Below are 15,620 nucleotides of genomic sequence, written 5' to 3'. Positions count from 1 at the left end.
CGTCTCTTTCAATCCCAAGTCCCCTTCGTTCCACTTCATTCTCTCTCCTTGGACCTCTCAAGACATACAAAAAAGCACACTCCCCTATTTACCGGAGAGTGTGCTTCACCCATTGCTTACATAGTTATTTAAATATCGCCATGCTTTGATTTTGATCCCCTACTTCCATCCAGCTGCATCATAGGCCATCGGACAGTTTGCCCGGACAACCGCAAATCCAGAATAATTCCCCGCGATTTCGACATTTCTTCCTGGCCGAGAGCAGGCACAGCGGTTGCCAATTCTAGGGAGCAGCCGCCCCTGGCCATCCTGGATACGATCCCCATTGTTGTATCACTGGAGTTATCGTCCATCACAAGTACTCGTAAGGGCTTTCCTGTAAGAAAAGCATGAAACGTCAATGATCGAATATACCATTCCACCACAGATTCGTGATTTCGGGTGATAAGAATATATTGAATCCACTTTCCGGATTCCCGTGCCTGACGGGACTTCTCCCGGTTATGCAGCACGTGAACAAGGGCTACAGCGGATGAATAAACCGCCGCAATCCATATTAATTGGGCTACCATGGAGATGCACCTCCTCTGTATACCGACAATATATGCCGGTACGTAGGGGTCGGTGACAGCCCACATCTTTTCATGTTACAAGCCTGCTTCCCGGACGCTGCTGCCCCCTGGTTCATCATACCCTCATCTTTGCAGACAACAACCAGGGGGCAAAGACAGGCGTAACAGTTTCTTATTCTTCCGATCACCTTGGTATACTGACACCAGACTACCGGACATTTAAAATACTATGTAACGTAAGTCCCAGATACGTAAATCCTCCAAAACGCTCTATTAAAACATTAGATGGTTTACAAGGTTACCCAACCGTATTTGATCGAATTGATTACAGCCTGTGTACGATCATCCACTTCCATCTTCTGCAGAATACTGCTGACATGGTTTTTGACGGTTTTCTCACTGATAAAGAGATATTCACCGATCATTTTATTGCTCTTGCCTTCTGCCATCAGACGCAGTACTTCGGCTTCACGGCGGGTCAGCGGATTATTGTCCCCGGCAACGAATTTAACACCAGCTTCCTTCACTGTTGTCTCTGCCATTGCACCCGTTTCGTTCAGATAAGTCATACGACGAAGTTGATTGATCAGTTTACCAGTTACCTTGGGGTGGATAAAAGCATGGCCGCCGCATACCGATCGGATAGCATTGATCAGTGATTCTGCTTCCATGTCCTTCAACAAATACCCGTTGGCGCCTTTGCGCAGCGTCTCAAACACGTAGCTCTCATCATCATGAATGGATAAAATAATAACCTTCACATCAGGGAACATCTCCCGGAGCTTTTGCGTAGCCTCCACGCCGTTCTCAACTGGCATATTGATATCCATCAGGACAATATCCGGCTTGTTGACATTGCAAAATTCCAGGACCTGAATGCCATCGCCACATTCTCCAATGACCTCGATATCTTCCTCCATGTTCAAAATCCTTTTGAGTCCTTCACGAAAAAGCTGATGATCATCCGCCAAAAGCACTTTTATAGCCATTTTTTCAGAGCTCTGGTTCTCCATTATATTACTCCTTTCCCTTCTCCACATTCGTCGGAATGTGAATTACGATTGTTGTGCCCTGGTTCTCGGCTGATTCAATTTCCATTCTTCCTTCCAGAAGCTCCACGCGTTCGCGCATTCCCAGCAAGCCGAAGCTTTCCCGGCTGCCCTGTTCTGTCTTCATTTTTTGCACATTGAACCCCAATCCATTATCTCTTACCACAATCTTCATTAATTGTGCCTGATAGGTGATCTCCACCAATACATAGCTAGGGTAGGCATGCTTCGCAGCATTGGACAGTGCTTCCTGGACAAGGCGATAGACCGCCGCTTCCATGGCTGAAGAAAGGCGATACTCCTTGCCTCTAGTCTCAAAAGAGGTACGGATCTTCGTCTTCTCCTCAAAATCATGCACATATTTCCGCAATGTCGGAATTAGTCCTAAATCGTCGAGCGCCATCGGACGAAGGTTGAAAATAACCTTGCGCATTTCCTCCAGGCTGTAACGAACCTGCCCTTTCAAGTCTAATACTTCGTCCTGCACCAACCCAAATTCCTGCTTTACCAGCATTCTTTCAACAATTTCCGTCCTAAGGACTAGATTCGCCAGCATTTGAGCGGGACCGTCATGAATTTCCCGGGCAATTCTCTTCCGTTCCTCTTCCTGGGCCAGAATAATTTTGAGTCCAATGATCTGGCGATTCTTCGCCGATTCGACAATTCGGGTCACTTGTCCCAGTTCTCCAGACAAATATTCCAGGACTACACTCATTTGCGAACCAATCGATTCCGCACGTTCCACAGAATTTTCGACACTGCGGACACGCAATTGCAATTCATCACGGCGGGTTCGCAGATAAGCCTCCCGCTCGCGTGTCATCATCAGCTCAAGCTGAAGTTCCGTAGCTTTTTCATAGGCAATACGTATATCCTTCTCCGAATAACGGACAAAATCACGGCTGACTTCCGTCAGCCGGATACGGGAGCGGTGGTATTGCAGTTCCAGCTTGTCTACCTTTTGCAATGTTTCATCCGTTTCTTCCATCACACGCTGCAGTTCTTTAGTGAGGGCAACAAGCTCGTCACGCGCTACCTGCAGGATTTCATATATCTGATACTTGCTGCTCTCCATCACGTCGATGGTGTTCTTGATGACGCGATCTATCGCATCGGCTTGAAATTCCACGGATGCTTGCCCCATTTCTATCGGATCGTTGTTAAAGGCTTGCCTTTATATTAACATATCACGATTCGATAGTTACGGTCTTCGTGTTCTGTTCCCATTTTACGGTTAATCCCAATTGTTCAGAAACCAATCTAAGCGGTACTAAAGTCCTGCCTTGAAGGAGTAAGGGGGCCACTTCAGCACTTTGACGTTTTCCGTTCAAGACGTATTCCTTCTTGCCCAGCGTCAGATCGAGTACCTTCGATCCGCGTAGTACGAGAATTCTCTTGCTAACAGGATCCCATGTTGCAGTCCCTCCAAAGGCATCTAGTACATAACGAATCGGTACATAGGTACTGTTGTCTTTAACAATCGGAGCCACATCTATCGGTTTTTTCTGACCGTTCACAGTAACCGTTTTGGAGCCGATGCTCATTGACGCTGTTCCTTTCGGAAGACCTGCCTCACTCGATAGCGATGGCATCGTAAAAGTGATGTTGTCAAAAGCTACCGTTCCTGTCTTGGAGCGTTCATCCTGTCCCTCTTCTACATTCACCACATAAAGGCGTTTAAGTGTCGCCGGGAATTTGATGCCTGAACCTGTTAGATCGATGTTCAGACTCTTCCATCCTGTCCAGTCAATCACCTTAGCCAGATCGACATACACCGTTGCACCGCTATTATCCACGATTTCTGCCCGCATCCAGTTTAGGCTCTTGTCACCCATGACATCAACGGACATCGAGGTAGCTGTTGCAGGAATTGCTTTGCCATTCGTACCATTAAACTGGGCGTAAGCATACATTTTACCACTGCCGGCAGTCATGTCATAGCTCATGGACAACACCTTCGAGCCTGCACGATCAGGTCCTCCGTCCGTAACGGCTGCTGTTCCCTTAACACCTGTAGCATTAGTAGTGAACGCGATTGGATAATTCACATTCTCAAAATCCTCCCAAGGCGTAGCCGCCGCCTTCGAGAGTACAACTGCGGTACTGAAACCATCATATCGGGCAATCGCATAACCGGTAGTGACACCTTCATCCACAGAGGCTACCGTCAGCTTGCCATCCTGTACACTGCCTTTGAAACCAACAAATTCCCACTTCAATGCAGAAGCTGGAACTGCCACGGACGCCCCACTCTTCGTAACAGCTGTTACTGGAACCGAGACCGAAGCTCCGGCTGTTAGAGGCGCTGTAGGGGTGCCTATGGTTAAGCTGTTCAGATCACTTCCGCCCAGTACTGTTACCTTGGTATCTGCACTTGCTCCACCGCTAGCTGCTGTTAACGTAACGGTTCCCGGCTTCACAGCTGTAACTTCACCTGCTTTAACAGTCACACTGTCACCACTGGATTTCCATGTAGGATTTCCAGCTGCAACATCAATCGGGTTGTAATAAGTATCGTAACCCTTCAAAGAGTAAGTCGCCTTCTGACCGATCAGCAATGTAGTGTTCCCACTAATCTTAATACCTTTTACTTCACCTTGAGGCGCAGAGGTGTACACGCCGAGTCCATTAACGATACTCCGCTGCTCTGTACCATACTCTGTATTAAAAGTCAGCGTAGTCGAGGTTTCGGCAAGAGGCCGGTCTACCATGGTTGTCGAACCGCCACCGTCCAGATTAAGTCCTTTCCAGACGCCAATATTGGTCATGAAGGACTGAAGCTCGCTGAGTGACATTCCGGTGCTGTTGCTGTTCTTCTCTACAGCTATTACATACACATAGCGCCCATCCTGGGAATAACCCAGTGCCGTACGGGCACGAGTACCGTCGATACTGCTCGTAGAGCGGGAGAACGCCGAGGCTTTCCCGTTATTTACGAGAATCGTATGTCCACCGATCATCGTTTGCAGCGTGCTCGGGTCCAAAGCCTGCTGTGTTGTTTTAGAAATAAGGGAATAAGTACTGGTTACGGGTTGACCAACTGTCAAATGATCCATCATAAACTTGGCTGCTTGTCCATGTCCACGCAGAATGAAAGCACCCTTGGGAACAGCTATCGGCAGCGCAGCATTTTCAGAGAGTTTAGTGACTACACCGTTCTCTACCAGCGCCTCTGTCGGAGTAGTAGAACTATTCTTAGGCCGATCCAGCGCCGTCCATACATCAGTATATATGTACAGGGCATTCGCATGGCTGTAGGTAGAAGTGCCGCCTTCCGGATTATAGGCCCCTTTGTTGACACCTGAGAGCGGGAATTGACTTCCATCCCCCGAGGATACCGTCCCTTGGAAACTGAACTCATCAATAATTGGTTTCCGGTCTTTAGTCACGGCAAAAGCATACATGCCATCCAGCTGGGAAGGGGTCGACACAAGCACTCCACCAGATACTTGACCTCCAATGGGAGAACCTTCTCCTCCAGTATTAAAGTAATCTCCGTTTACCGCTGCAACTGCGCCCGTCTCCTTCGCCATACCACCAGTGCTTTGGCGAGTGGTCAGCGTACCGCCCTTGCCGGTCATGACATCCAGGGAAACATAAGGATTGCTCAGGTCGACACGGATCACATCTGCTAATCCGGAGGCGCTTTTTCCCGAGCGTACAGCTGTATATTTATACTTCATCATAACGGCTCCAGAGGTAATAACATCCTCACTGAGCTTGTTGACTGTTAGTGCCGTTGCCGCAGCTGCAATAGAAGCATTGCTCGCTGTCCATGGACTCATGGCTTCACTACCGATTACCGGCATGATCCAAAGCACGCCTGCCAATGAGGCGGCGACCCATCTCTTTGCAGTCGTTGTTCTTCTATCCTGCACAGACTCGTTACGCTGCTTACCCGTGAAAGCATTGTTCATTTCAGAATAACTCTCCCATCTCTTATTCTACTCTTCGATTCTATTCTCAAAGTCTGGAAATCCATGTCCTATTTTCCTAGTATACATCAATAATAGACTTGATTTAGCCCGAAAAGTTGCGAAAATTGCGAGATTAAGAGCTTTCGCAGCGGCAAATGTTCGTACAGTGGCGAATTATTTTATGGCTGTGCCTACAAAAAAAGCCCGACTCTATGAGCCGGGCTTGACACAAATTTAACCTCTTCTTCATCAATATTCAGTTGTTACAAATATCCCGCTTTGCTCAGCATCCGCTGTAGCATAACCGCACCTTCCGCACGGGTGGCATTACCCTGTGGCAGGAATGTTCCTCCTGGCATACCGAGAATAATACCAGCTTGAACCGCTTTGGCTACAAATTCAGCACTCATATTCTGAATTTTGGCCTTATCTTTGAAGATGCTCAGCGCTCCTGAAGGAGTACCAGTAAGCGTAATATAATTTCCAGTGTACTCCATGGCGCGTATCATCATAATAGCCATTTGCTCACGGGTGATATAGTCATTCGGCCGGAAAGTAGCATCTGTATTCCCGGTAATAATACCTGCTTTAGCTGCAGCACCGATATAATCGCCTGTTTGCGTAGATGGCTGAACATCACGGAAGCGTCCTGCGGCATCACGGTCTCCTTGGAGTCCTAGTCCTCTGCTTAGCATCACCGCGAATTCGGCTCGTGTAATCTTCTGCCCCGGTTTGAAAGTAGAGCCATAGCTGCTATCGATGATGTTCTTTGCTGCAAGTTCTGCAACAACACTATTGCTCCAATGATTGCCCATATCAGTAAAGGTCCGTGTGGACAAAAACGTTCCCACAACCAGGTTACCTGGGATAAGGGCACGGAGCAGCGTATAATTTCCGGACTTGCTGACTTTGGTAGGCAGATACACGGCATCATAGTAAGTCAGATCCAAGCGAGCCGCCGAAGTCTGGGCACTGTTTAAAGATGCTGTCGTACGGACCGTATACTCCCCTTTTACATTGACTGGCTGTGAATTGGAAAAATTACTGCCTGTTACAGCGGTCATTCGAACATCCATCAAACCCGTGATCGGTTGCAATCCTTGGCCTTGAAGTTTTTGTTCAAACGGAGCGAAGGTTCCTCCTGGAACGCTCTCCATCCTTAGTACCAACGAAACGCTGCTGGCATCTGCGATCAAGGTGGTAACAAGATTGTTCATATCAATATCACTAAGTGCAATACTGTAGAGGTTCTCACCGAAACGGATAATGAGCTTAGCATTTTTGTTCCGGTTTACCGCATCAAGCAAAGGCTTCAGCGGAATGGATACATAAGCTGAACGTTCAGTAGCAGGCACCTCAAAAGCAAGTATCGGGCTTCCTGCCTTATCTAAATACTCATAACTGGCAGCTACACGATCAGATGTCAGACTGTATCTTTTAACAGATTGGTTATACAAAGAACGATCATCGGCTACAGATGCAGAATCGCTTTTTAAGAGCGCATACTCCATTCCGAACTCACTGGCCGCGAGTGTTCCCAGGTAAGCTGGACGATTACCATTTCCTGACGTAGTCCCTGTCAGATTCTGAACAGTCAAACCATTAAAAGAAGCAAGGCTATTCCCATTAAGATCTTTGATCAATCCTGAACCAATCATATAGGACATATCAACCTTCTGTCCGCTTTTTACAACCGTTGAGAGAACAAGTTTCAATGTTGTACCAGACAAAGCATAGCTTTGCACGCCCACAGTGCTGCCATCGACTCTCACTCCGAACTGATTATTATACAAGGTAGATGAAGCCTGCATATTCTTATTGAATGTCACAATAAGTTCGTCCGCATCGACTGTCGCGCTGGTAATCTCACTCACAGCGGTGGTTGACGACACCGTCACCGGCTGCAGGTTAATATAGGCCGCACGATTACCGTTCAGATCGCTGATTCCCGATGTGCCTGGTACATATGAAACTGTCGCGTCCTTGTTTACTGCCAAAGCACTCTGTAGCGTCAAGATGACCTGTGAGCCGCTGACAGCTACATTGGTTACATAGTTAGGCGTATTTCCGACAAGCACAGAAAACTGACTATTCATCGGTAGGTTTGTGGTAGAGAGCCCTTCATTATAACTCAACGTAATTTTATTTCCAGCTCCTGTGGCACCTTGGAATTCTGGAGGAATAGTGTCATTGGTATTCCGGATAAAAAACTCACTGAAATCCGCTATATTTTGTCCAAATTGATTTTGTAAAGGATACGAGGACGCATTATACGATACCCGGACTACCGTACCATTCCCTGCGTCACTGTTTACTGTCAGATATACAGTATTCCCGCTAGAGCTGATGGAACTGATTCCAAGCGAATATCCATCTGCTGTTACTGCGAACTGGCTATATGCGTAGGAATTTACTGATTTAAGGGTATCATTAAAATTAAGTACCACCGATCGACCCGAGATTCTTCCATCCTTGGGTGTTGGCATCGAAGATTCTACAGTATTCGTTACCTCTCTGGAAGAAAAGGTACTGGCGGCATTCCCACTGGTGTCCTGTATCGTCCGCAATCCGCCGGAATATGTGACTTTAACAACCTGGCCTACAGCTACACCAGTGCTTAGCACTACAAAAACACTGTCACCCTGAATATAGACACTATCGATGGGCCGTTTCTCATCATTTACGGTCACTGTAAAGCTTGAGGTCAATAGTCCAGTCGAAGAATTCAGCGATTTATTATACCTCAGCCGAATTGTTCGGTTATTTTCAAGCTGTGAGCTTGATAGCTGTGGCGCTGTTTTATCAATAACTGCGGTACGGAAGCTCCAGGAGCTTTTTCCGCTTAAACCATCGTATAGAATTTTAGAATCTGTAGCATCGGTAAAAGCACCCTTGGCGATATCAATATAGTAGGTTGTATCTCCATCCAATGTTGCTGCTGGCGTGATGAGATACTCTCTAGCCGTAGTGCCTTTAGTAACGGAAGCTGGAACTTTGACTCCATTGCTCTTATATAAAGAGACACCATTAGCTATCGAGCCATTGAAATTGACATCCCGGCTAAACGTAATTGCAAATGTTTTGTTGATTGCCACACCCTCACTGCGGTCAGATGGATTTAGTGACGATACACTAGGTCCTGCCTGGGAGACTGTCGTAAAGCTCCAAGTGTATGGACCTGAAGCCGGGAACACATTACCGTCCTGATCGTAAAAAGAACCCTGAGGTATTGTGACTGTATAAGCAGTACCGTTCAGCAGTGGAGATGCTGTAGAAGCCGGATTTAACGTAATCACATTGCTGCCTCCGCCGGTGACCCCGGTAGAATTTACATCAAGCCATCTGGTTCTACCATCAAGGACCCCGCCGGCAGCCACTGTAATCACTCCGGACACTGGCTTCATCGGACGGTCAAAGGTAAGTGCAAGCGCTCCTGTGGTAGATACTTCTCCCGCACCGTTAGCCGGATAAGGAGTTACCGGGAAATCTGCTACTGCCTTGGTTGAAAATGCCCAGACACTGCCGTCCGAGATCCCTGCAAACGTTCTGAAATCATCATCCCTGAATGCATAGGCATCAATTAATACATAATAATTCGCCCCTACCTTCAGCTTATTAGCCAAGGTTAAAGTGACTGAAGTAGCGTCCGCACTGCTCTTTATATCCACACCGGGTTCTCCGTCTACCATTTTAAAGCTTTGAACCGTTGAATTGTCGGCTGAGGAGATCAGCTTAACAGATCCACCGCCTGGTAGCAGCTTCTTATTAAGCCTCAGACTGATCTGCGCCAAAGTGCCAGCATCTACTCTTGCATTATTCGCAGGAGAGAACTCACTGGCTGTAATCTCTTTATTGGACTCGGGAGCAGTTGTGAAATCCCAAACAGTAAGTCCTGATTCATTGCCATCAGCGTCTTTAAACACGCCTTTCGGTATAGTAACTGTATAGGTCTTATTCGGGGCCAGTAGTTGTCCAGCTCCCCATTTGAGCTCGTAATCCTTGGAAGTACCTATTAATCCGTAACTGCCTATAGGAATCGTTACAAAAGGCGTACTGGCGCCCTTGGGGGTGATGCTAATTTCCCCAGCTTGAGGATTAACCACCCTGTCAAAGCTCAATCTAAGTGTAGTATTTACATTTACAAAAGCTGCCCCCGGTCCCGGGGAGACATTAATTCCGAATTCAGAAGCAGCATACACTGCCGAACTCCCAATTCCAAATGATGTACTGACCGATCCCAATAATAACTCTCCTGCTAAAAACAATGCCGTCCACATGGAGATTTTCCTTTTCATCTTTCGATAACTCCTCTCAAGCCGTACTTCACATTTTTATCAAAGCGCATATACTCTTATATTTCGGTTGAAGTGCTTCCAAAGTTTAGTAGCGCTATTTCATGAGGCTTCATCATCATTACTCGTGTTCGAACAAAAAAACACCCCAAAATCGCCACTTCAATTGAAGTAGCAATTTTGGGGTGTTTTATGATCAGAATATGATTGCTGGCAGTAAATAGATTGCTGGCTGCATAGTCAAATTTTGACTTAGATGCCCGACAAGGATCTCAGCAATTCAGCCTTATCTACACGTTCCCAAGGAAGATCGGCATCCGTACGTCCAAAATGTCCGTAAGCTGCAGTTTGTCTATAGATCGGCTTACGCAGATCCAGCATGGAGATAATACCGGCTGGACGAAGATCAAAGTTGTCGCTGATCAGCTTCGCAAGTTTTTCCTCGCTGATTTTACCTGTACCGTATGTATCTACGTTAATGGAAACAGGATTTGCTACACCGATGGCATATGCCAGTTGGATTTCACATTTGTCAGCAAGACCAGCAGCTACAAGGTTCTTCGCTACATAACGCGCTGCATATGCTGCAGAACGGTCTACTTTAGTTGGATCTTTACCGGAGAACGCACCTCCGCCATGACGTGCGTAACCGCCGTAAGTATCGACGATGATTTTACGACCGGTCAGACCAGCATCACCTTGTGGTCCACCAATTACAAAGCGACCCGTAGGGTTGATAAAGTATTTAGTTTCTCCATCCAGCAGCTCAGCAGGAACCACAGGCAGAATTACATGTTCCTTAATATCCGCTTGAATCTGCTCCAAAGAAATCTCCTCTGCGTGCTGTGTAGATACAACTATAGCGTCTACACGTACAGGTTTATCATCCTGGTACTCAATAGTAACCTGGGTTTTTCCATCTGGACGCAGATAGTTCAAAGTTCCGTTCTTACGAACTTCAGATAAACGACGAGCAATCCGGTGCGACAACGCAATTGGAAGTGGCATCAGTTCTGGCGTCTCATTGGTCGCAAAGCCGAACATCAAGCCCTGGTCGCCTGCACCAATGTTAGCAGTTTCTTCAGCAACCTGTGCAGGATCACGATTCTCCAGTGCAGCATTAACCCCTTGGGCGATATCTGCGGACTGCTCATTTAGAGAAGTCAGGACAGCACAAGTATTATAGTCGAAACCATACTTGGCACGAGTGTAGCCAATTTCTTTAATCGTGTTACGCACAATAGCTGGAATATCTACATATTCCGATTTAGTGCTGATTTCACCAATTACCAAAACCAGACCAGTGGCTACAGCCACCTCGCAGGCAACACGGGCGTTTGGATCATTCGCCAAAAAAGCGTCAAGTACAGCATCAGAAATCTGATCGCAGATTTTATCCGGGTGTCCTTCTGTTACTGATTCAGAAGTGAATAAGTGGCGTCCCTTGATAGACATGAATATCAACCTCCCATACCAATTATATGAATCTTTTAACAGCTCAATAGTCCATAAGAATATATTAGAAAGCAGCTAAAATGTGTGTGTCTTCAAAAAAATGAACCTTTTCCACAGGGAAAAGGTCGATTGCTTTCCTCAGAAGTCATATTATCTTATTTAAAAGAAGCTGTCAATTCCGCTCGGTTTCGTTGGTACCCTGGGAATTTAGGATTATAACAATGATTGTTGCGCTTGCTGGATGAGTCTCTTCGTAATTTCTCCACCAACAGAGCCGTTATCTCTGGAAGTTAAATGCCCCAGATATTGACTTCGTGAAGATGATCCTGCAAAGCCCAGTTCGGACGCAAACTCCGTATCCGCTCCGCCACCATAGTATGAACCGTATAGTCCAAATTCCGCTGCAATTTCATATTGCAATTGCTTTAGCATTGTCCGACTTTCAGGTACGACTTTACGATTATTACGTGCCATGTGCTGCACCTCCTGCATATTGTAAGAATACAGGTTTATTGTGTGCATGCAGTCATACCTTCAATCAGCTTAATGTTTGTTAATGCAGGAAAAGAGTGCCGCTTGAAAAAAGCGTTTATATATAATTTTTAAAGTATAGTCGTTTCTATATATGGGCATGATTAATATAAGAAGAAATAATGAAATAACGGATAGGGATTGATTCTTTGTTATTTCAAAGTATATCCACCACGTACCATGACCACGAGCCCGAGTGTTTGTCCTTCTTGAACAGCAATGCCTCGTCCATCGCGAGGGAAGGACAATAAGTGGTTAGTGGGCGCGGATACTCCGTTACCCAAATCCTTACCATCAGTTAAATCAGCAACACCGTTGGCATCCTGTGAAAGGATAACCGCCTTGCCTGCACGTACGATAAATTCTGCACCAGCTGAAGCAATTAAGCTTTGTCCTGGTTTTACATCAACAATAACGGACTCGTTACTTGTTGTGTTAGCTGGGGTTGGTGTAGCTGTAGGCGCTTGAGTTGCAATGGCTGTAGCTGTGGGAGCCACTGTGGCAGTAGGCGCTACGACTGTACCACCTTGCAAAGCTTTTTGAATTTGTTGGTCTACATAACTCTTGGTCACTACAGGATCATCTGCTGTTCCAGGCTGTGAGCCCACACCAGCTCCTTCGGCAGTAATATTCATTACTGACCCAGCCCAAATTCCGCCGATCAATAGCAGCGCTGCGAGTGAAGCTTTCCATACCGGTTTCATCAATGTCCTCCTCATAAGATCTGAATTGGCTATAAAAAAAGCATAGCCTCCGAAGAGGCTATGCTTTGCTTCAGTAATCGGAGATTACTTACCGTTAACTTCTGTTCCAGTTGTTACCTTATTATTTTCGTTATCCTTAATAGGATTCACGTAATTAAGTGTAGCATCATCTTCTCTAACCTTAACAGTGATAGTGTTAATGTTGTTGGCGTTAAGGTCTTGAGTACCTGCAGTCTTATCAATTTTGTTGAATGTTACATACCATTTATCAGTACTTGTTCCAACATTAGTGAAGGTTGCTGCGGCAACTTTATCTCCGTTGATGCGGAATTCAAGATCAGCAGCAGTGATGTTCTTAACTCCTTCAGAGAAAGTTACAATCAATACTGCAGAATCAGAAGAAGATACAGAAGCAGCAGTAAGCTTAGGAGCTACTCTATCCCACAGACGAACTGGGATTTCATTACGAGATTCAACGCCATTACCTGCTGTATCAGCTACTCCATTAGCCAAGAACTTGTAATCTTTAGTTTCATTGATTGCAGTCTTAGGAATGTTGAGCAAAGCTACTCGAGTAGTAGCATTGTCCGCGGCAGGCTCAAGTGTAATGAAAGTACCTGCTGGCAAAGCCTTACTATCAATAGTATAGTTGTTAATCTCACGCAGGCTTGCAACGTTAATTCCAACATTATCAGTAACAGTTACTGCAACAACATAATCTGTTGAAGTTTCTTCTTTGTAGACAATGCTAGTTACTTTAGGTCTTTCATTATCTGTGGAAGTAGCGCCTCCTGTTACAGCAAGAGATGTAGCGGCCAACTTGTTCTTCGCAAAGCTTACATCTGTTACCAGACCTTCAGGAAGACGAAGTGTATGAGCACCAACAACTGCTCCGTTTGTTACATAAGTCAAAGTTTTTCCATCTTTTGAAACAGAAGCTGGAACTGGGCTAATAGCTCTACCAACACCAGTGGAATCATTTATAAGTGTCAAACCATTTGCAGCACCGTTAGCAGCTACTTCTTTAGAGAACTTAACAACCAGACCCGCACCACTCTTGTAAGTAACATTAACTACAGTTGGAGCTACAGTATCTTTGTTGAAAGTGATTGGTTGAGTTACAGCAGTCCCCAAGTTATTTCCAATAGTATCACGTACAGTTGCTCCAAATACAATACTACCTGTAAATGTTCCGGAAGATGGAAGCGATGTTAGTGGAGAAACGATTTTAAACACTTTAGAATCGCTAGTGGAATTAACTGTGAATACACCTTTGCCTTCACCATTAGCATCAAGCAAACGCACATTACCAACCAGAGAGTTATAGTCAACTGCTTTGTTGAATACAACCTCAACTGCTTTATCACCAATAGCTGTTACTTTTTGAATAACAGGAGCCTGCACATCAGATGTAACTGTTACAGATGTTTTTACAGGATTTGGTGTTGCCAAATTTCCAGCATAATCAGACAAATTAGTCAGGGAAACATCATAAGTTGTTCCGCTGTTAAGAGTGCTTGTAGTTAGCGTAACTTCATCAAGCGGTTGATATGTGTCACGACTTACAGTTGCCGCACCACCGTTAACATAAGCAATTAATCCTGCAGTTTTTACAGGTTCGCTCAATTTAACGTATACTTTATTAGTAGTTGTCTTCGCAACAGAAGTAACGGAAACTACAGTTGGAGCAATAGTGTCAGCAACATTCAGCAAGTTTGTAAATGCAGGAATTGCTTCGCCAGCAGATGTCTTAACAGCATCACTCACTACTACAGTGTATTGACCTTTCAAGAAGTCAATATTCGGCAGAGTCAAAGTTGCTTGAGTTCTGTCGTCATTAAAAGTTACAGCGGAGTCTTTTGCAGAGTCTTTTTGCTCGCCGACTTTAGTAATTTTCACTACGCCTTCGATCAAAGTGTTACCTTCTACAACAGTGTCAATATCAACAGCACGGTTGAACTTAACAACTACTTGCTTAGCGTTAGGAGCTTCTACAGAAACCACCTTAGGAGCTTGCAAAGTTACTTTAGCAGTGTAGTCTTTCTCTTGGTGCTTGAAGTTGATTGTAGTTTCAACGCCTGCTACAAGAGCAGTTGTCAATTCAACAGTAGTAGTTGTCTTGTCAGAGAAAGTTACAACTACTTTAGTTGGGCTCAGAGCTTCAGCAGAAGCAACTGTCAACACTGGAGTGCTGCTCAATTGGTCAACCGCGTAAGCTGTTTCTACTACCAAAGAACGAGTAGCGTTTGCTTTGAATGCAGTGTTTTGAGCAACCAACCCTTTGTCGATGATCGCTTGAGCATAACCTTTAGCCCATGCAGATGCAGAGTTGTCAGTTGTAGCTGGAGCTTCCAGCTTCAATGCGCGGAACAATACAGTCGCTACTTCTTCAACAGTTACTTTACCGTTGTAGTCGAAGATACCTTTAACAGTATCTTTACCTTCCATCAGGTTAGCTGCAGTAACAGCTTCGATGTAAGGAACTGCCCAGTTAGTTGCGTTGTAACCTTTGTCTTTGTAAGACAATTTGTTAGTTACTTCTGGCAGATCGAACAATTTAGTAACGATCTTAGCGAACTCAGCGCGAGTCAGATCGTATTCAAGGTGAGCTTTACCATCTGGGTAGCCGTTAAGGATACCTTTAGCTGCCAAAGCGTCAAACTTTTGTTGCGGAGTTGCTGCTGCGTCACCAAACGCTACAGAGGCAAACATCGAGAATGCCATTGCTGTAGATAATGCTACGGATAAAATTTTCTTCATAACCTTTTTTTCTCCTCCTTGGACATTCATGAACTGAGAATTTTCTTTAGTTGGGTAGCTCATGTCACTCATTAGCCGATGCACCCCCTTTCCCGAGTTGAGCAAATTAAGTATAAATAATGTCTGTGACGGGTATCACAGAAACTGGTAAACGAGTTGAAGGCATGACAATACTAGATTCCTAATTCTACCTAAGTATTATACAATGTGCCTCAAGTCACGTAAAGCTAATTTTTCCATTTGGATAAATTGCTTTAGGATCGAACACTGTCTTCAGTGCGTGCTCTGTGTAAGTGACTCTACACCTTAAACGCAGAAGGTTTGGAAAAGTTGCGGTTTC

The 15,620-nt window shown here is 45.4% G+C and carries 9 protein-coding genes; all 9 read right to left on the bottom strand.

Annotated elements, in window-relative coordinates; all coding sequences use genetic code 11:
- Positions 1-128: 128 nt before the first annotated feature.
- The 9 genes from HPT30_RS11190 to HPT30_RS11150 all read right to left on the bottom strand — a co-directional run bounded on the left by HPT30_RS11190 (position 129) and on the right by HPT30_RS11150 (position 15,352).
- Entirely contained in the window at positions 129-572 is a 444-nt protein-coding gene (locus tag HPT30_RS11190) for a glycosyltransferase family A protein (protein WP_175371472.1), read from the bottom strand.
- A 290-nt stretch (positions 573-862) separates the two neighbouring features.
- Positions 863-1,585 carry a response regulator transcription factor gene (locus HPT30_RS11185; protein WP_281364487.1) on the bottom strand — a complete coding sequence of 241 codons (723 nt, stop codon included), beginning with the start codon at positions 1,583-1,585 and terminating at the stop codon, positions 863-865.
- Between the two features lie 4 nt (positions 1,586-1,589).
- The gene (locus HPT30_RS11180; RefSeq protein ID WP_175371471.1) at positions 1,590-2,750 is read right to left on the bottom strand and encodes a sensor histidine kinase; all 1,161 of its coding nucleotides are present in this window, start codon (positions 2,748-2,750) and stop codon (positions 1,590-1,592) included.
- Between the two features lie 58 nt (positions 2,751-2,808).
- Entirely contained in the window at positions 2,809-5,538 is a 2,730-nt protein-coding gene (locus HPT30_RS11175; protein WP_175371470.1) for a stalk domain-containing protein, read from the bottom strand.
- A gap of 263 nt (positions 5,539-5,801) precedes the next feature.
- Positions 5,802-9,833 carry an Ig-like domain-containing protein gene (locus HPT30_RS11170; RefSeq protein ID WP_175371469.1) on the bottom strand — a complete coding sequence of 1,344 codons (4,032 nt, stop codon included), beginning with the start codon at positions 9,831-9,833 and terminating at the stop codon, positions 5,802-5,804.
- Between the two features lie 249 nt (positions 9,834-10,082).
- Entirely contained in the window at positions 10,083-11,285 is a 1,203-nt protein-coding gene (gene metK / locus HPT30_RS11165; protein WP_175371468.1) for a methionine adenosyltransferase, read from the bottom strand.
- A gap of 213 nt (positions 11,286-11,498) precedes the next feature.
- A complete protein-coding gene (locus HPT30_RS11160) occupies positions 11,499-11,759 on the bottom strand; it encodes an alpha/beta-type small acid-soluble spore protein (protein ID WP_175371467.1) in 261 nt (86 codons plus the stop codon).
- 209 nt (positions 11,760-11,968) lie between these two features.
- Positions 11,969-12,520 (bottom strand): hypothetical protein, encoded by a 552-nt coding sequence (locus HPT30_RS11155; protein ID WP_175371466.1) that lies wholly within the window; start codon positions 12,518-12,520, stop codon positions 11,969-11,971.
- Positions 12,521-12,604: 84 nt separating this feature from the next.
- Positions 12,605-15,352 carry an Ig-like domain-containing protein gene (locus HPT30_RS11150; protein WP_175371465.1) on the bottom strand — a complete coding sequence of 916 codons (2,748 nt, stop codon included), beginning with the start codon at positions 15,350-15,352 and terminating at the stop codon, positions 12,605-12,607.
- Positions 15,353-15,620: the final 268 nt, after the last annotated feature.

The organism is Paenibacillus agri (genome assembly GCF_013359945.1).
GTDB classification, from domain to species: Bacteria; Bacillota; Bacilli; order Paenibacillales; family Paenibacillaceae; genus Paenibacillus_AQ; species Paenibacillus_AQ agri.
Note: the sequence above shows the minus strand (reverse complement) of the source record. Positions and strands in the feature narration are given on the sequence as shown.